This window comes from Micromonospora sp. DT81.3 (assembly GCF_049847225.1).
In the GTDB taxonomy this organism is placed as follows: domain Bacteria; phylum Actinomycetota; class Actinomycetes; order Actinomycetales; family Microbacteriaceae; genus Microbacterium.
Genome location: NZ_JBNCNY010000001.1, coordinates 273,501 through 290,885 on the forward strand (window position 1 = coordinate 273,501; position 17,385 = coordinate 290,885).

Annotated in this window: 13 protein-coding genes; 5 read left to right on the top strand and 8 right to left on the bottom strand. The window is 68.6% G+C overall.

Going from position 1 to position 17,385, the window contains the following annotated elements:
* Nucleotides 1-33 precede the first annotated feature (33 nt).
* From ACPW96_RS01320 to ACPW96_RS01335, 4 genes are all read right to left on the bottom strand, one after another.
* Complete coding sequence (locus ACPW96_RS01320; protein WP_425822411.1) at nt 34-1,080, bottom strand: hypothetical protein; 1,047 nt, start codon at nt 1,078-1,080, stop codon at nt 34-36.
* A gap of 138 nt (nt 1,081-1,218) precedes the next feature.
* Complete coding sequence (locus ACPW96_RS01325; protein ID WP_425881733.1) at nt 1,219-1,524, bottom strand: hypothetical protein; 306 nt, start codon at nt 1,522-1,524, stop codon at nt 1,219-1,221.
* A gap of 93 nt (nt 1,525-1,617) precedes the next feature.
* The gene (locus ACPW96_RS01330; RefSeq protein ID WP_425881734.1) at nt 1,618-4,881 is read right to left on the bottom strand and encodes a M36 family metallopeptidase; all 3,264 of its coding nucleotides are present in this window, start codon (nt 4,879-4,881) and stop codon (nt 1,618-1,620) included.
* Between the two features lie 205 nt (nt 4,882-5,086).
* Nucleotides 5,087-5,719: a GntR family transcriptional regulator gene (locus tag ACPW96_RS01335; RefSeq protein WP_425881735.1), complete on the bottom strand. Its 633-nt coding sequence runs from the start codon at nt 5,717-5,719 to the stop codon at nt 5,087-5,089.
* Between the two features lie 202 nt (nt 5,720-5,921).
* On the opposite strand from ACPW96_RS01335, the gene ACPW96_RS01340 reads away from it, so the two are divergent.
* Nucleotides 5,922-6,632, top strand: coding sequence for an alpha/beta fold hydrolase (locus ACPW96_RS01340; RefSeq protein ID WP_425881736.1), 711 nt, complete (start codon nt 5,922-5,924; stop codon nt 6,630-6,632).
* A 164-nt stretch (nt 6,633-6,796) separates the two neighbouring features.
* Nucleotides 6,797-7,993 carry a DNA polymerase IV gene (gene dinB, locus ACPW96_RS01345; protein ID WP_425881737.1) on the top strand — a complete coding sequence of 399 codons (1,197 nt, stop codon included), beginning with the start codon at nt 6,797-6,799 and terminating at the stop codon, nt 7,991-7,993.
* 78 nt (nt 7,994-8,071) lie between these two features.
* Here the strand turns inward: dinB and ACPW96_RS01350 are convergent, their stop codons facing one another.
* Nucleotides 8,072-9,022 (bottom strand): nucleoside hydrolase, encoded by a 951-nt coding sequence (locus ACPW96_RS01350; protein WP_425881738.1) that lies wholly within the window; start codon nt 9,020-9,022, stop codon nt 8,072-8,074.
* Nucleotides 9,023-9,222: 200 nt separating this feature from the next.
* On the opposite strand from ACPW96_RS01350, the gene ACPW96_RS01355 reads away from it, so the two are divergent.
* Nucleotides 9,223-10,023 carry a hypothetical protein gene (locus ACPW96_RS01355; RefSeq protein WP_425881739.1) on the top strand — a complete coding sequence of 267 codons (801 nt, stop codon included), beginning with the start codon at nt 9,223-9,225 and terminating at the stop codon, nt 10,021-10,023.
* Nucleotides 10,024-10,777: 754 nt separating this feature from the next.
* Entirely contained in the window at nt 10,778-11,533 is a 756-nt protein-coding gene (locus ACPW96_RS01360) for an SDR family NAD(P)-dependent oxidoreductase (RefSeq protein WP_425881740.1), read from the top strand.
* Here the strand turns inward: ACPW96_RS01360 and ACPW96_RS01365 are convergent.
* From ACPW96_RS01365 to ACPW96_RS01375, 3 genes are read right to left on the bottom strand one after another with little or no spacing between them, the layout of a single operon-like run.
* Entirely contained in the window at nt 11,518-12,162 is a 645-nt protein-coding gene (locus ACPW96_RS01365; protein ID WP_425822395.1) for a hypothetical protein, read from the bottom strand. The two genes, ACPW96_RS01360 and ACPW96_RS01365, sit on opposite strands and share 16 nt — an antisense overlap.
* Before the next feature lie 34 nt (nt 12,163-12,196).
* Nucleotides 12,197-12,934: a hypothetical protein gene (locus ACPW96_RS01370; RefSeq protein ID WP_425881741.1), complete on the bottom strand. Its 738-nt coding sequence runs from the start codon at nt 12,932-12,934 to the stop codon at nt 12,197-12,199.
* 25 nt (nt 12,935-12,959) lie between these two features.
* Nucleotides 12,960-13,502, bottom strand: coding sequence for a hypothetical protein (locus ACPW96_RS01375; protein WP_425822391.1), 543 nt, complete (start codon nt 13,500-13,502; stop codon nt 12,960-12,962).
* 352 nt (nt 13,503-13,854) lie between these two features.
* Here ACPW96_RS01375 and ACPW96_RS01380 point away from each other — a divergent pair, with 352 nt between their 5' ends.
* Nucleotides 13,855-17,265, top strand: a complete 3,411-nt coding sequence (locus tag ACPW96_RS01380) for a BTAD domain-containing putative transcriptional regulator (protein ID WP_425881742.1) — start codon at nt 13,855-13,857, stop codon at nt 17,263-17,265.
* Nucleotides 17,266-17,385: the final 120 nt, after the last annotated feature.

Here is a 17,385-nt window from a genome sequence, read left to right on the forward strand (position 1 = left end):
CCGCATTCCGGCGGCTGCGCGGAAGCAGCCGCATCAACTCGCCACCGGGACTCGCTCCCAGGCGAAGAGCTCACCGCGACCCGGGTTGATCGTCAAGCGCAGGTACTCGAATGGCAGCGTCTCGCCGTGCACGACGATGCGCGTGAAGTTCGCCAGGGCAAGTGGATTGTCGACGACGTAGGTGTGGGAGTCCCCCTGGAGCACCAGCACCTCCCCGTCGAACGCTGCGGTGCAGGCGGCGATCCGGTCCACAACAGCGCGCTGGCCGCTGCTCGGCAGCGGGTCCCAGGTGTCCGCCTGCATCGCGAGCACCACCCCGCGGAGGTTCCGATGTTCAGCGGCCGCGAACGTCTCGTCGATCCACGCGAGCACGGCGGCGATCCGGGCGTCGACCTCTTGCGTCTGCTCCTTCGTCGGGACGATGTGGCCGTCGCCGGTCCACGCGCTGAGGCCGTTGTCGCTGCCGACGACGTGGAGCGTGGCGAAGGCGACCCGCGACTGGATCCATCTGACGTTCTCGACCAGCTCCGCTTGATACTCGACGCTCGTTCGCGGGCCGCCGAGCAGGGAGCCCGGCTCGGCGAAGAAGGTGGCCCGGACCGCCGCGAGGCGCTCCAGCGGGTCGTAGCCGCCGGCGTCAGCGCGATGACAGTCCGTCCACTCGTTGTCGCCCGGCGTGTAGACCACGGGGTCCTCGAAGGAGTCGAAGGTCGCCAGGGCGGCGACAAGACGCTCGTCGGTGCATGCCGTGGTGCCGCTCTTGACATCCCCGAGGTGAATGGCCAGCCGCACGGAAGGGTCGTCGTTGATCGCGTCGACCAGAAGGCCGACCGATTCCTCCTGCTCGACGCCGTAGGGGACATCACCGATCACGGCGACGGTGAGTGGTGCCGGCGAGTCGTCGTCGCGGCTCGCCGCCTCGTGAGCGTCCGGTGGATCGAGGCCCGCCTGACCCTGCTCCGCCTCCGGTTCGGCCGGGGATGCAGGCGAGGCGTCGGCTCCGCAGCCGCCCGATTCGAGGTCGGAACATCCCGTGACGAGCAGGAGCAAAACCGCGAGCGGTGCCAACCGATCTCTCATGCGGGAAGAGTAGGTGGCGCACACGACGTCTCGCCAGGCCGTTGACCTCGGCCGAGCGGCCTGCTCGCCGATCCGCCCTCCGCGCCGTGCGGTCCCTGGCAAGGACTGCGTCGAGGCCGACACACGGGGTCGTGGACCTCAGTCCTCGACGACGAGCGTGATCTCCCACGACGCATCCTTGCCGGCGCCGACGATGGTGGACGTGCCGGGCTCCACCGCTCGCACCTCCCACTCGCGTGCGCCACTGTCGGTGACGTTGGCGACGGCGATGAGCAGCACCGCCGTACCCTCCGCCTCGGGCTCGGCCGCATCGGGATCGCTGATGCGAAGCGTCGTGGTCTGTCCGACGGCCATCGCATAGGTCTGCCCGTTGTCGGACGGACCGACGAAACGCGGTGCCGGGACGGCCGAGCTCGCCGGGGATGGGGTCGGGTGCGGTGACACGGTTCCTCCAGGCTGCGCAGCGGGCCCCGCGCTCGCGCACCCCGTCAGCAATCCGACGAGGGCGAGCGCGGGAACCCACCGCAGCATGCCTGATCAGTCCCCGCTCTGGACGGCGATCCGCTCGACGATGTCCTTCTGCGCCTTGATCTGGGCGCTGGTCGATGCCGGGTTCACCCTGACGGTCTCGGCCGTGAGCATGACCGCCCCGAAGGTGCTGTCGAGCGTGCCGTTCTCGTCCGTGTCGACGGGCGTGCTCAGGCTGACCGAGCCGTTGGCGAAGTTCAGCCAGGCGCCCAGGGCATGCTGGTCGAAGATCACCCCCGCCGGGGACTTCGCCGGGTTGTTGAGCACGAGCGTCGCCGCGGACCGGGTGGAGGCATCCGTCTCTTCATCGAAGACCAGGCTCAGATACCCCACGATGTCGAGGTAGCACTGCAGCTCGGCCGGCGTGAAGTCGTTGGAGGACTTGACGCGGTACTGGTTCAGCCACCAACCATGCCCCTTCGACACAGTGGCGTTCCCGGTGATGAGCACGGCGGCCGTGTCGGTGGCCGACGCTCCCCCGTCGTCATCCTCAGCGGTGACTCCGAGTTCGTAGAAGCACGCCTCACCGTAGGTGTGGCTCGCCTCGAGTGCGATGTCACGCGGCTGCACGGACGGGGACTTCGCCGGGTCGCTCGCGGGCGGATTCACCAGCGATGTCACCGAGTCGGACGACGAGTCGCCCCACTCCCACGTGAGCGTGAGGTCGTCGCTGCCGGGGTCGGTGGATCCGGCGGGAACGGTGAGCTCCTCCCCCGCCTCGAGGATGAAGGCGCTCACTCCGTCGTACACCTGCTCGCCGGACGTGTCGATCGTCGCGGCCGGTGCGACGTTCGCCACGGCGGCGACCTCGGTGTCGCAGTTGTCGACGGTGTCGTCGTCAGCGGCGCACACCTCGACCGTGAAGTCGCCGTTGTCGCCGTATTGGTGCTGCACCGAGAAGGCGATCGTGGCATCGGGCCGCGCATTCTCCTCCGCTCCGCTCACCGCGACGGCAGGCGCCCCGTCGTCGAACGAGATGGTCGCCGACAGGTCGTCGAGCCAGCCCGGGTCGGTCACCGTGCCGGTGATGGTCACCGTGCCGAACTCGTCGATCGGCGCGATCGCGTCGATGGTGACCGTCGGTGCCACGTTGGTCACCGTGACCGTGCTCGCGTCGGTCGCGGTGTTGCCGAACGCGTCGGTCACCTCGAGCCCGATGGTGAACACGCCGTCCTGTCCGACCGTCGTGAAGGACGGGGTGGCGCCGGTGGCATCGTCGTACTGCCCGTCATTGTCGAGATCCCACGCATGGGCAGTAATCGCACCCGCGCTCGGATCGCTGCCGCCGGCTGACCCGGTTCCGTCGAGCGCGACATCCGTCCCCTCGGGCGTCACGTACGGTCCGCCCGCGTCGGCGGTCGGCTCGCACTCGGGCGGAATGGCCGCGCTCGCCGTCGGAACGGTATCCACGCCTGTCGTCGAGTCGACACCCAGCCCACGGCCAGCGAAGGCCGACCAGATGAGGCACCTGTTGGCCCCGCCGTCAGCGGTCAGGAGCCCGTTGCGGGCATCGATGAACGTGGGGTTCGCCGGCGTCGCCTTCATCGCATCGAGCACCAGGGTCGCCATCGGCTCGACACCGCCTGGCAGCTGCGCGCGGATGTCGTAGACCGCGGAGGCCCAGATCTGGCCGTTGCCGTGCCCGCTCACCGAGTTGGTGTTGTAGTTCTGGAAAGTGAGGTTCGAGTTGTCGTACGCGACGGAGCGTATGCCGGTCGTGGCGTTGTCCGTCACGTACTCGCCGACCACCGCGTCGCCCCACTTGAGGTACGACACGACGTCGCTCCAGCCTTCGCCGAGGGCCCCGCGCTGGTCGCCGCCGTCGTAGCCCAGCGTGCCGCCGCCGACGAGGCGGCTCGAGACACCGTGCCCGTACTCGTGCGCGATGACGTCGCCGTCCATGTCGCCGTCACGGAAGGGGCGGTCCGGTTCGGCCCACATGTACATCTGCATGCGGGGGCTCGCTCCGTCGCCCGGGGTGCCGAAGTTGGCGTTGTTGAGGCAGCGGATCGGGACGTCGTCGGACGGGTCATCCGGTGTGCCCATCTGGTTGACGCAGCCCATGTCCCAGCCGTCCTGGGCTTCGGCCAGCACGGCGTCGCCGCCGCTCCCGCCGTTGCCGAAGTTGTCGACCTGGAAGTTGCCGCTCGCCTCGTCGAATCCGTGGGTATAGAGCCAGTCGTGCAGAACGTTCGTGTAGTAGAAGAGCTGCGTGATGATCGCATCGCGGTCGGCGTCGAGCGCGGGCACGGAGTCCACGTCTGCGGTGGTGCGCCAGGCATCCGTGAACGCGTAGTCGAACTCCTGGAATCCGGGGTCGCCGTTCGCGGGCGTCTGAGGCTGGTACTCGTTGTTCGAGTTGTCGTTGTTGCGGTCGAGGTAGGCGTTGACGTTGTTGCCGCTCGTGGTGCGGTCGGCGACCCACGTGCCGTTGATGCCCGAGAACGACGTCGCCTGGCGGACGGCGCCCGTGGCCTCGGGGTGCTGCTCGCGGAACACGTCGCCCCCGGGCGCCGCGTGCGCATAGCGGCTGCGCTGGTCGAGGATGTCGCCGGTGGTGGCGTCCACGACCGTCTCGAACCACGCCTGGTCGGAGGATTCGATGTCGGTGAGCCAGGCCAGCCGCAGTTCGGTGCCTTTCGCGTCCGGGTACCAGACGAGCTCGGCCGTCACGGGCGCCGGTTGGGTCACCCCTTCGGCGTAGACGTTGGGATACTCGCGGGGCGCGGCGGTCTTCGTGGCGGCCTCACGCAGTGGCCGGCTCGCCTCGGCGTCCTGCGCGTCGGCAGCGACATCCAGCGCCCTCTGCGCCGTGAGCTTCGCCGTCGTGCCCGTGCCGTCGCCCGGTGCGAGGAATCCCGCCGCCGAGATCAGCGCGCCATCGGCGCCGACGACCGCCGTCATGACCGCATCACGCACCCGGAGCCCGTCGACCCGCTGGCCGAGGTGCACCGACGTTGCGCCGGTCGAGAGCGAGAGCTCTTTCTGCACATACAGCTGCGCCGCCGCGTCGGCCGTCAGACCGAAATCGGCGGCGTTCCCTCGCACGAAGCCCAGAGCGACGTCTGCGGGAGAAGACTCGCTTGCCGCGGTGAACGGTTGTCCTGTCGGATCGGCGACCACCCTGCCGCTCGCCGGGTCGAGGGATATTCCAGGGGGCCCCGCGTCCTCATCGGGAGCCGCGATCGCCGGGCTGACGGCCCCGGAGGCGATCAGTCCCGCCGAGACGAGTGCGACGATGCCGAGCTTGGGGATGTTGTGGCGCACGGACATACCGGTCCTCCTCGAACCTGGTGTCCCCCACCACCGCGGGCCCTGCCGCGACGAGCGACACGTTAGTCCTGGGGCGAATCGGCCACAAGTGGTGCCGATTACCCGGCGTGGGGTTCTTCTTGCGATGGATGACGGCGATTGCCATCAGTGCGAGGAGTCGCGGTGGGTCCGTTCTGATACGACCGACGTCGATCGATTCGGGCGGCTACCGCTCGGCGGCGGGATCATCCGCAGGCAGGCTGTGCCAGATGTCGAAGTTCACCGACGCCGCCCCCTCCGCGTCGCCGGCGGCGAGGAGTTCGATCAGCCGGTCATGCCGCTCCACAGGGGTGCGCCCGTCACCGCTGAACCGCAGCAGCTCCGCCCGCCGCACCAATGGCTCGAACTGCTCCAGGACCGCCTCGAGCGCACGGTTGCCCAGCGCAGCCACGGGCACCCTGTGCAGTTCCTCGTCGGCGTCCAGAGCGGCGGCGACGTCGCCCGCCGACAGCGCTTCGGCGAAGCGGCGATTCGCATCGCGCATCCGGCTCACCTCCTCCTCGGGAAGTCGGCCCGCTGTTTCGCGCACCGCCAGCCCGTGCATCGCGGCGAGGACGTCACGCGCATCCCGGACCGCCCGCGGGTCGATGGTGCTGACCGTCGTCGATCGGCCAGGCACCGCGACGACGAGCCCGCTCGCCCCGAGGCGGAGCAGCGCCTCGCGCACAGGAGTCCGGCTGACTCCGAGCCACTCCGCAAGATCACCGTCCTTGAGCTGCTCCCCCGGCACGAACGTGCCGTCGACGATGGCGTCGCGCAGGCGCCGGTAGACGTCGTCACGGAGAAGCGATCGGTCCACGGCGACACCGTTCTGCGGAATTGGCATGCAATATATTGCGCCCGGTTCATCGGGCGATGCAAATCCGCGTATGCAGTTCCTCGAGACGGGAATGCCAAATCACTTGTCCGCGTTTATTGAATGCAATATATTGGTCACGGGCTCAGAACCCTGGCCGCTCATTACCCGCACCGGTCGGTGCGAAACAGAAGGGAACCACAACATGAGTACCGCCTTCGACGGGATCCGGAATGTCGTACTGGTCCACGGCGCGTTCGCGGATGGTTCGGGATGGCGTCCCGTTCACGACAGGCTGACGTCTCAGGGATACCGCGTCACCATCGTCCAGATCCCCCTCACCTCGCTGGAGGACGACGTCGCCGCGACCACTCGAGTGCTCGAGAGGCAGGACGGACCCGCCGTCCTCGTCGGCCACTCCTGGGGCGGCACGGTCATCACCGAGGCCGGCATCCATCCGAACGTGGCCGGACTCGTCTACGTATCGGCGCTCGCGCCCGACGCCGGCGAGACCACGGCCCAGCAGTACGAGGGGTTCGCCCCGACGCCTCACTTCGTCATCGACGTCGGCGAGGACGGATTCGGCTTCCTCAACGACGACAAGTTCAAGATCGGGTTCGCAGGGGACCTCAGCGATGCGGATGCCGCATTCCTGCGCGACTCGCAGGTGCCCATCAACATGTCGGTCTTCGGGACCCCGGTGAAGAATGCCGCCTGGCGGGACAAGCCCACATGGGCGGTCATCGGCACGGAGGACAACGCTTTCGACCAGGCGATGCTGCAGCACATGGCCACGCGCATTGGCGCGAGGATCACCGACGTTCCGGCCAGCCACGCGCTGTTCCTCTCGCAGCCCGACGTCGTCTCGGACGTCATCGCCACCGCCGCACAGAACGCGGCCGTCAGCGTCGGCTGAACGCCGGCTCTGTCCTTGCTGGGCCGGCTCTCCTCACGGGTTGTGAGCCGGCCCGGCCTCCGGATCGGCTCCCGGGAGGCCTCGCGCCTTCCCAGGCCCCGACGGAGCGCCGTGTCCCCGGTGCGTGGGACGATCCGCAGGACGGACGAGCGGCGGGGGGCGGGATGCGGGGCGAGGCGACTGTGCTGCACGCCGATCTCGACGCGTTCTATGCGTCGGTCGAACAGCGCGACGCGCCCGCGCTGCGCGGCCGGCCGGTGATCGTGGGCGGCGGCGTGGTGCTCGCGGCGAGCTACGAGGCGAAGGCCCGTGGCGTGCGCACCGCGATGGGGGGCCGGCAGGCGCGCGATCTGTGCCCTGATGCCGTGATCGTCCCGCCGCGGATGGACGCCTATTCCGCGGCCAGTCGAGACGTCTTCGAGATCTTCCGTGACACGACGCCGCTCGTCGAGGGGCTCTCCATCGATGAGGCGTTTCTGGAGGTCGGCGGTCTTCGGCGAATCGCCGGCACGCCCGAGCAGATCGCGGTGCGACTGCGCGAGCGCGTTCGGCGGGAGGTCGGACTCGCCATCTCGGTCGGCGTCGCGCGGACCAAGTTCCTCGCCAAAGTCGCGAGCGCCGTCAGCAAGCCGGACGGGCTGCTCGTGGTCGAACCCGAGCGCGAGGAGGCGTTCCTGCTTCCGCTCCCCGTCGAACGGCTGTGGGGCGTGGGCGCCGTGACCGCCGGGAAGCTGCACCGGCTGGGCATCCACACCGTCGGGGAGCTGGCGGAGCTCGAGGAGGCGACCGCCGAGAGGCTGCTGGGCAAGGCGACGGGCGCGCACGTGCACGCTCTGGCAAGGCTGCGGGATCCGCGCCCGGTCGACACCACGCGGCGACGGGGATCCATCGGTTCCCAGCGCGCGCTCGGCCGCCATCCTCGCTCGGCCGAGGAGCTCGACGTCATGCTCACCCAGATCGTGGACCGGCTCGCCCGGCGCCTGCGCGAACGCGACCGGGTGTGCCGCACCGTCGTGCTGCGGCTGCGCTACGGCGACTTCTCGAAGGCCACGCGGTCGCGCACCTTTCGCTTCCCGTCCAACCGCACCGCGGTGCTGCTGGCCGTGGCCCGAGGGCTGCTCACGGCCGCACGGCCGGAGATCGAGCAGCGCGGAATCACCCTCATCGGCATCTCGCTGTCGCAGCTGGGCCGCGCCGACAGCGTCCAGCCCGAACTGCCCATCGATTGGGACGACGGGGCGCGACTCGACACGGTCCTCGACACGGTGCGCGATCGCTTCGGCGCGGCGTCGGTCGGTCGGGCCACGCAGCTGGGGCGCGATCCGGGGTGGTCGACCCCGGTGCTGCCGGAACACGAGTGACCGCTGGCGTCGCATCTGGGCGTCAACCCGGGTTCCTGCCTACTTCCGGGGGAAGTCGCCGGCAGACGATCGCCGCGATCAGCGCAGCCGCGCGATCGCCTTGCCCATCGACGCCCAGAAGCGGTCGACGTCAAGACTTCTCGCCACCCACGCATTGGGCTGCCGGCGCAGGACGCCGTCCAAGTCGACGCTCGTCGCGCCGACCGTCTCGCTGCCCGCGAGCTCGACATCGAGGCGCGTATGCACCCGGCGCACGGCCTCGGGCTCGGCGACCGCCATGACGGCGACCGGGTCATGCAGCGGACCGTCGGGGAGACCGAACACCTGGTCATTGGTGTGGCAGAAGAACTCGAGCAGCTCCTCGCCGAAGGCGGCCGTACGCGTGCCGACGGCCGCCAGACGCTTGCGGACCGCGCCCGTCACGAGCGCGGTGTGCGTCACGTTGAGCCCCACCATCGTGAGCCGGATGCCGCTGGAGAGGACGAGCGCGAGCGCTTCCGGATCGACCCATGCGTTGAACTCGGCATATGGGGTCACGTTGCCGCGCTCGGTCGAGCCGCCCATCCACACGACCTCCTCGATGCGCTCGGCTGCGTCGGGGTGATCGCGAACCAGGATGGCGATGTTCGTAAGGGGACCAGTGGCGATGATGGTCACCCGTTCCGCAGCCGCGGCGATCACGTCGACCATCAGCGCCGTCGCCGGGCGCGAATCGAGCGGAAACGTCGGCTCAGGGAGGTCCGGACCTCCAAGACCGTTCTCTCCGTGGATCCATTCCGCCGTCTGGAGTGCCCGGGACAGCGGCCCGGCGGCGCCGGCGGCGACGGGCACGTCGGCGACACCTGCGACGCTGAGCGCGACGCGCGCATTGCGACTGGTGTGCATGAGCGGTACGTTGCCGCCCACGGTCGTCACGGCTCGGAGATCTATCGCCGGATGGCCGGCTGCCAACCAGAGCGCGAAGACGTCGTCGTGTCCAGGGTCGCAGTCGATGATGACGGGGATGCCGGCTTCTCGGAGTGTCGTCATGGCGGTGTCCTCTCCCGCCGTGGTCGGAATCGGCCCTGTGGTCGGCTCTCGGCATGCTACCTCGCCCCGTCCGGGGGTGCCGCCGACTCCGGGCCCGGTCGGGACTGTGAAGTCCGAGCGCGCAGCCGAGGACAGCCGCTCGAGTGTGATGTGATCAGGAGATGCGTCCCCCCGCCTCGACTCGGCGACAGCGTTCCGCCGTGGTCGCCCTGGTCGCCCTCACCGCCGCGGGCGCGCTCGCCGGATGTGCGGGCGGATCGGCGAGCGGGTCCGGGTCCGCCGCGGACACGAAGTCCCACGCGGCCGCCCGTACGGCCGTCGCTGACGTCGCTCGCGGCCTCTACCGCGAGGGCACCGACGTGATCGAGGACTACGCCCGCTGGGCCGACATCGACACACAGACATCGGGGGGTGTCGAGCTCATCGGCTTCGAGGAGTACCCCGACGCGGTCCATGGTGAACCGTTCGGCGCGTTGCAGTTCCGTGCGAGCGTGCCACGCGCCCAGGGCGGCGATCCCTACGTCGCGTGCTTCGAGTCGGAGTTCGACTTCTGGGGGGTCGCGACCGAACGGTTCGGGGACTGGAGCAACGACACCGCGGTCGCCCACGACATCCCCTGTCCGCCCGACGCGGCGCGCATCCCGCCCCCGGTCGACACGCGCCCGGTCTACGTCGTGCCGGATGGCGCCGAAGCGCTCGTCGTCGAGGTGCTCACGAATGCGTCAGCCACGGCATCCGCCGACGACATACTCGCCGAAGTGGTCGAGCGGATGCCGCAGCCGACCGGTGACCGGGAGGTGGCGTTCGAGCCCAGAGCGACAGTCGCCGGCGGCGACATCGGCTTCGCGATGGGTGATGGTGACGACTGCCTGCTCGTCAAACGTGGCGCCGACGGGGTGCAGGTGCTGCACGTGCCCCGGATCCTGCTGCAGCCCGGCGAGCTCGGCTGCTCACCCGACACGGCCCTCCGACCTCTCGAGCAGCTGCAGTCTCCGCACTGACCCCGCCGCCGATGATGGATGGCCCGATTCGCTCGTCATCCACCAAGGCGAAACCCCGAACCACGCCTGAGACATTCTCACCGCCGACGGCGAGGACCCGGCCGACCGTCACTGGTGTCGTCCGACGTCATCGACTACTGGTGAGCAGATTCCCTTCCTGTGGAGTGCACTCGAACGCGATCAGGCACGGTGATCCGAACCCGTTCGTCGCCGACCACACCTCCACCTCTCCGTATGGCTCATAGCTCCGGAGGGTGGATGGGACGATGGCCGGCCACTGTTCCTCCCCGGCCAGGTTCGCGAGGATTCGGAGATCCGCTTCTGACCCGACCAGCTGCAGCGTCGAGTCAGGACGGGGGCTCGAGACCAAGACGAGTGTTGCGACAACGGCACCGACTGCCACCGCCGCCACGGCGGCGAGTGTGATCCTGACCGAACGCTTGCCTGCGAATCGGGGCGATGCCTCGTGCCACCCACCGCCCTGCTCCGCGCCCCGTGACGGCGGAACTTCCCCCATGCGCGCATGGTGCACCCGCAGCGGTGAAGCTGCTGTGGCCGCGGCAAGGGCGGTGGGATGCGACAGGGTAGCACCCGCGCACCACGAGTCAACGGGGTGCGGACCTCGCGCGCGCGGGGCATACCGTGCTGAGCACAGGCCGCCTGTTGCGCGTGGCCGCAATCCGCGCACGGCATGCGGCCACCGACGGGGGCGCACCACGCATTCCCCCGACCGACCTGGTGAGGAGACACTGACATGGCAACATACGACGTCGCAGAGCGGTCAGCGATCGTGACGGGTGCCGGGTCCGGCATCGGGCGTGCTGTCGCCCATCTGCTGGCCGAGAACGGAGCGTCGGTGGTCGTGAGCGACCTCGATGCAGATGCTGTCGACACGGTCGTGGAGGAGATCTCGCGGAGCGGTGGCACGGCGATCGCCCACGTCGGCGATGTCGCCGACCCTGACGCCGCGAGTGAGTCCGTCCGTCTCGCAATCGAGGCCGCTCCGCTCGGCATCGCCGTCAACAACGCCGGTATCGGCGGCGCCTCGGCCACGACCGGCGACTACCCGCTCGACTCGTGGCAGAAGGTCATGGACATCAATCTCAACGGCGTGCTCTATGGCATGCAAGCCCAGCTGCCTGCGATGGTCGAGGCGGGTCGCGGCTCGATCGTCAACATCGCATCGATCCTCGGCAGCGTGGGGTTCGCTCAGTCGTCCGCGTACGTCGCTGCCAAGCACGCGGTGGTCGGCCTCAGCAAGAACGCCGCTCTCGAGTACGCGCAGCGGGGAGTGCGCGTCAACTCAGTGGGTCCCGGCTTCATCCAGACGCCTCTCCTCGACAAGAATCTCGACGCCGACACACTCGAGTTCCTCAAGGGCAAGCACGCGATCGGCCGATTGGGAACCCCGGAGGAAGTCGCGAGCCTCGTGGCGTTCCTCGCCTCCGACGCAGCCTCGTTCATCACGGGGTCGTACCACCTGGTCGACGGGGGCTACACGGCGCAGTAGCGCCGCGGGGATGTCTCAACTGCAATGCATCCTTCGGTGCGACGAGCGTCGATCTTGACGCAGGATTCCGCGAAATCAGAGCTGATGCATAACCTTCCGCCGTAGCAGTCGGTGATGTCGACGTCGCTCTCGACGGCGTAGTCGAACTCGAAGCAGGAGTATTCACCCGCCATGACCTCGATGGGAGGGGTGGTGACCGTTGACGCCTGCGCCGTCATCGCATCGACGAACGCCTCAGCCGTCTGATCGAGTTGGACGAGCGTGCCTTCCCATTCGCATGCGTCCGTCGGCACGTAGTAGACGGGCCAAAAAGCCAGGGCGACATTCCAACTGTCCGGGTGATCGGGGTCGTTCTTGCCCAGGGCCGCGCCGTCGAGGGTCTCCCAGCCGTCTGAGATGGTGATCTTGAAGGGAACCGGGTGTCCGGTCACGAGGTATGTGCCGGCGTCGATCTTGCCGCTCTCCGGGAACGGTGCGATCGTGTCAGCCTCCGCGGTCGATGCCTGGGACGGCGCCTCTAGCGCGGTGCACGCGGCGAGGCCCGAGCACGCCAGCAAAGCCACGGCAACACCCACCCGCCGCGAGCGTGTCGGGTGAGCGGCGCTGGAGGGCGGAGTCGATGTCGACATGACTACGTCCTTTCGTTCAATCCGTTCAGCGCGATCAGTCCGGTGCGACGAACTCGATGGAGTCGAGGATGGCGCGTGCCTCTTCGCTCAGCGCCGGATCGATCGATTCGTCGGATTGTCCCACCGCGATCACGGCCCGCTCGCCGTTCAGGTCGACCGCGAGGTAGGTTCTGCGCTCGCCTCCAGTTGAGTACGGGCGTTCGGTGCAGTCGTGCGGAGCATCCGAGTCGATGCATAGCTTGCCGCCGTCGCAGGCGGTGAAGTCGACGTCGCTCTCGGCGGCGTGATCGAACTCGAAACCGGAGTAATCGCCCACCATGACCTCGAGGGGAGGAGTGCTTACGGTTGACGCCTGCGCCGTCATCGCATCGACGAACGCCTCAGCCGTCGGATCGATCTGGACGAGCGCGCCCTGCCACGCGCATGCGTCGGTCGAGACATAGTCGACGGGATAAAATAGCAGGAAGGCATTCCATTCATCCGGGAGATCCGGGTCGTCCCTGCCCAGTTCCGCGCCGTTGTAGGTCACCCAGCCGTCCGGGACGGTGATCTCGAAGGGAACCGGGTAGCCGGTGACGAGGTATGTGCCGGCGAGGTCGCCGCTCTGTGGGAATGGTGCAATAGTGTCAGCCTCCGCGGTCGATGCCGGGGACGGCGCCTCTAGCGCGGTGCACGCGGCCAGGCCGAAGCACGCCAGTGAGGCGACCGCAGCACACACCCGCCGCGAGCGTGGCGGGTGAGCGGCGCGGGAGCGACGTGTTGAAGTCGACATGTCCACGTCCTTCCGTTCGATTTCTTCAGTCGGGTGCAACGAACGCGATCGAGTCGAACACGGCGCGAGCCTCTCTCGTCAGTGCGGGATCGATCGATTCGTTGGATTGGAACAGCACGATCACAGCACGCTCGCCGTCCAGGTCGACCACGAGGTAGGTTTCCCGCGGGTCCACAGTTCGGTACTCGCGTCCATAGCAGGACTCCGCCAGATCAGAGCTGATGCATAACTTGCCGCCGTAGCACTCGGTGATGTCGACGTCGCTTTCGGCGGCGTGGTCGAACTCGAAGCCGGAGTAATCGCCCACCATGACCTCGACGGCAGGGGTGGCCACCGTTGACGCCTGCGCCGACATCGCATCGATAAACGCCTCAGCCGTCGGATCGACCTGAACGAGCGCGCCCCTCCAGGCGCATGCGTCTGTGGGCACATAGTAGACAGGCCAGAAAGCCAGGGCGACATTCCAACTATCCCGGTGATCCGGGTCGTCCTTGCCCAGCTCCGCGCCGTTGAAGGTCTCCCAGCCGTCTGGGACGGTGATTTCGAAGGGCACCGGATAGCCGGTCACGAGGTATGTGCCGGCGTCGATTACGCCGCTCTCCGGGAAAGGTGCGATCCTGTCAGCCTCCGCGGTCGATGCGGAGGACGGCGCCTCGGCCGCGGTGCACGCGGCGAGCGCGAAGCACGCCAGTGAAGCGACCGCAACACCCACCCGCCGCCAGTGTGACGCGTGAGGGGCGCGGGAGCGCCGGGTTGAAGTCCACATGGTCCTCGTCCTTCGTTCGATCCGTTCAGCGGGATGGCTGCTCGATCAGTGAAGGACACGCCGATATCAGCACGATACCGGCGCCGGTCCGCACGGTATCGGCCCGATATCAGGTGCCTTGACGGATGTCGGAGACGGGCGCACAGTGGGCGTCATGGAGGTCCGCGTACTCGGAGCGCTGACACTCGACGACGGCCGAATCCCGCTGACGCCGCGCGATCGTGCGGTGCTGGCCGCGCTCACGGTCGACATGGGCACATCCCTGTCGCCGGAATCGCTCGCGGCGGCGCTCTGGAGCGATCGTCCCCCCGCGTCGTGGGCGCACGTCATCCCCGGGTGCATCATGCGCCTGCGCCGGCTCATCGCGCCGGCGCTGATCGAGACCACCCCCCTCGGGTACCGGCTGGTTCCAGACCACGTGGAGCTCGATGCCGAGCGGTTCGAGCGACTCCTCATGCGAGGCGCGCAGCAGCTCCAGCTCGGTGAGCCCGAGCGTGCCGCGCACACCTTCGCGGAGACACTGGCCATGTGGCGCGGCGAGCCGTTCGTCGAACTCCTCGACTGGGAGCCGGCTCAGATCGCGGCAGGTCGCCTGGAGGAGATGCGGCTCGGAGCCGAGGAGCTGCTCCTCGACGCGAGGCTCCAGGCGGGGGAGTCTCAAGAGGTGGCCGCTGCGGCTCGGGCACGTGTCGCCGAAGCGCCCCTGCGCGAGCGGCGGTGGGTCGTGCTGAGCGTGGCGCAGTACCGCCAGGGTCGGCAAGCGGATGCGCTGGCAACTGTACGCAGAGCACGGGCGCTCCTCGCTGCCGAGCTGGGACTGGATCCGTGCGCAGAGCTTGCTGCGCTGGAGCAGGCGATCCTCCGCCAGGACGAAGCGCTGCTGTCCGATCATGTCTTCCGGATCGCGAGCGCCGAATGTCCGTACTTCGGACTGCCTCCCGCAGGCGTGGCGGACGCCGAGCGGTACTTCGGTCGCGAGCAGGAACTGTCCGCGGCACTCCGGGCGCTCGACGAGCACGGCGTGCTCCTCGTCGCCGGCTCATCGGGCGTCGGGAAGTCGTCATTCGTCAGGGCCGGTATCGGTGCACAGTTCATCGCGCGCGGCAAGGAGGTCGCGGTCGTCACGCCCGGCGAGCATCCGATCGATGCCCTTCGCGACCTCGATCTCCCCTACGGAGATTCGCTGCTGATCGTGGATCAGTGCGAGCAGGCCTTCGGCGCGGACGACGCGGCCCGGACACGCGAATTCTTCGACGCCCTGTCCAAGATGGTCTTCCGCGGCATGCTCGTCGTCGCGATCCGTGCAGACCGCCTCGGAGACCTGGCCGATCACGAAGGCTTCGCCCAGATCATCCAGTCGCACATGCTGATGCTCACCGCGCTGAGTCCGGACGGAGTGCGAACCGTGATCGAGAGGCCGGCGGAGCAGGCCGGGCTCATCTTGGAGCCGGGCCTGGTCGAGATCCTGGTTCGCGACGCCGATGGGCGGGCCCTTCCGCTGCTGTCGCACGCCCTGCGTCAGGTGTGGTCCCGTCGTGAGGGCCGCGTTCTGACCGTCGACGGGTACCGGGCATCCGGTGAAATCGACGGTGCCGTCGCAAAGACCGCCGAAGAGGTCTACGCGACGCTCTCCAGGGAGGGCGTGCGGCTCCTGCGCGACATCCTCCTCCGCCTGGTCGAAGCATCCGCGGACGGCGCCGTGATATCGCGCCGCGTCGAGCGGACGCGGATCGCCGTTGACCAGGCCCATGCGCAGATCGTCGACCGGCTGGCCGATGCCCGGCTGCTCACCACGGATGAAGAGTCCGTGCAACTGTCGCACGAAGCGCTCGCACGGGAATGGCCACGATTGAAGGAGTGGCTCGCCGATGACGTCGAGGGCCAACGCATCATGCGACACCTCGCTTCCGCCGCCGCCGCCTGGGATGCGATGGGACGACCAGACAGCGAGCTCTATCGCGGAGGGCGACTGACCACCGCCCAACATTGGCGAGACGTGGTCGGCCCCGCGCTCACGGGCGTGGAACGAGAGTTCCTCGATGCCTCCGCAGCAAATGAGACCGCCGCACTCGCGGCCGCGCAGAACCAACTGCGCAAGGAGCGACGCATGGTGCGCCGACTGTCCTGGGTCTCCGCCGCCGCAGCCGGTCTCGCTCTCGTCGCGGTGGCAGCGAGCCTCTTCGGGGGGTTCCAGGCGAACCTGGCGGGCGAGCGCGCGACGGTCGCGGAAGCCCGGCGGGTCGCCGGGCTGGCGCTGGAGGAGCCGGAATTCGACCGGGCGCTGCTGCTCGCCGTGGAGGCCATCCACCTCTGGGACCATTCCGACACTCGTGTCAACCTCGTACGGGTCATCTCGCGCGCACCCCGTCTGACCAGCGTGATCCGGATCCCGGAAGACGGAGTCGCCGCCGTGAGCATGTCCGTTGCGCAGGACGGGACTCGGGCATCCGTGATCGACAGCGACCAAGACGTGCGACTGTTCGATCTGGACGCCCGATCGCAGCTCGGCGAGTACTCCCCCTTCGGAAGGACGGTGGCGACGTCGGCTGTCGATCCCGTCTCGGGCTCCGTCGCGTTCAGCGAGACATCCGACCTCTGCAGTGACATCGCCTGCGCTGTCCGGCGGACGGGTGTGCTCGATCTCGCGGAGCAGGGCCGCTCAGGCGTGGCAACCTACGCAGGGATGGGTGGGACCGCGACAGACGTCGAGTACTCCGCGGACGGATCCGTTTTCGCAGCGCTCGCCGCGACACGGCAGCCCGAGTCATCCGTGAGCATCGGCCTCTGGCGAGGCGGGGCAGGAGACCCGACCGGTCCCATGCTCCTGGATCTCGGCGTGATCAGTTCCGATCCGACCTTCGCGCCCGGTCAGGGCGTGCCCGGTCCGGCCTGGCAATACGGCGCGGTGAAGTTCTCACCGGACGCCTCGCGCATCTACGCCAGCGCATTCGGACCGACGGTGGTTCTTGACACGGCATCAGGCGAGGAGCTCCATCGGCTCGCCGGCACCGGGATTCTCGCCGTCAGTCCGGATGGCAGCCGGATCGCCGTCCGAGATGGCTTGCGCGCAGTGCGCATCGTCGGCTCCTCCGGGCAAGCAGCACCCATCACGGTCTCGCTGTCGTCCTTTCCCACAGCGGCCGACTTCAGTCCAGGCAGCCGTCTGCTCGCCATCGCGGCCGACACCGGCCTCGTGGTGGCGAGCACCGACACCGGCAAGATCGAGGAGACGCTCCGGGATCATGACGGCGCGGTCACCGCGGTCCAGTTCCGATCGACCGGCGAGCTGGTGACGGCCGGAGCCGATGGCGCCATCATCACGTCGGACTTCGGCGACTGGCCGGCAGCTTTTCGCGCGGACGGGCAGCTTCTGGACGATGCACCGGCCGAGCCCGATGAGCGCACCGTCGCGGTCGAGCGGTCCGACGGGCATTGGCAGGTCGTCGTCGCCGAGCCGGACGTGTGGGAGGAACGCGCATGCGAGGTCGCCGGACGAGTGCTATCCCGGCAGGAGTGGGCGGAGCTCCTCGGGGCTCGGCCGTACGCCCCGGCATGCGGTGAATGAGCCCGCTGCAGCGTCAGCGCGTCCGCGTACGTCACCGAGATCATCGCCATGAAGCGTGCCGCATCGACGACGTCGAGCTGGTGGTCGAGAACGAATTTGCGGAACGAGCCACGCGCCTGC

What these genes read in the sequence shown, in the direction of transcription:
- ACPW96_RS01365 (WP_425822395.1), bottom strand. Translation starts at nt 12,162, where the DNA reads ATGTCGACATCGACTCCGCCCTCCAGCGCCGCTCACCCGACACGCTCG.
- ACPW96_RS01360 (WP_425881740.1), top strand. Translation starts at nt 10,778, where the DNA reads ATGGCAACATACGACGTCGCAGAGCGGTCAGCGATCGTGACGGGTGCC.
- ACPW96_RS01320 (WP_425822411.1), bottom strand. Translation starts at nt 1,080, where the DNA reads ATGAGAGATCGGTTGGCACCGCTCGCGGTTTTGCTCCTGCTCGTCACG.
- ACPW96_RS01330 (WP_425881734.1), bottom strand. Translation starts at nt 4,881, where the DNA reads ATGTCCGTGCGCCACAACATCCCCAAGCTCGGCATCGTCGCACTCGTC.
- ACPW96_RS01350 (WP_425881738.1), bottom strand. Translation starts at nt 9,022, where the DNA reads ATGACGACACTCCGAGAAGCCGGCATCCCCGTCATCATCGACTGCGAC.
- dinB (WP_425881737.1), top strand. Translation starts at nt 6,797, where the DNA reads ATGCGGGGCGAGGCGACTGTGCTGCACGCCGATCTCGACGCGTTCTAT.
- ACPW96_RS01380 (WP_425881742.1), top strand. Translation starts at nt 13,855, where the DNA reads ATGGAGGTCCGCGTACTCGGAGCGCTGACACTCGACGACGGCCGAATC.
- ACPW96_RS01370 (WP_425881741.1), bottom strand. Translation starts at nt 12,934, where the DNA reads ATGTCGACTTCAACACGTCGCTCCCGCGCCGCTCACCCGCCACGCTCG.
- ACPW96_RS01340 (WP_425881736.1), top strand. Translation starts at nt 5,922, where the DNA reads ATGAGTACCGCCTTCGACGGGATCCGGAATGTCGTACTGGTCCACGGC.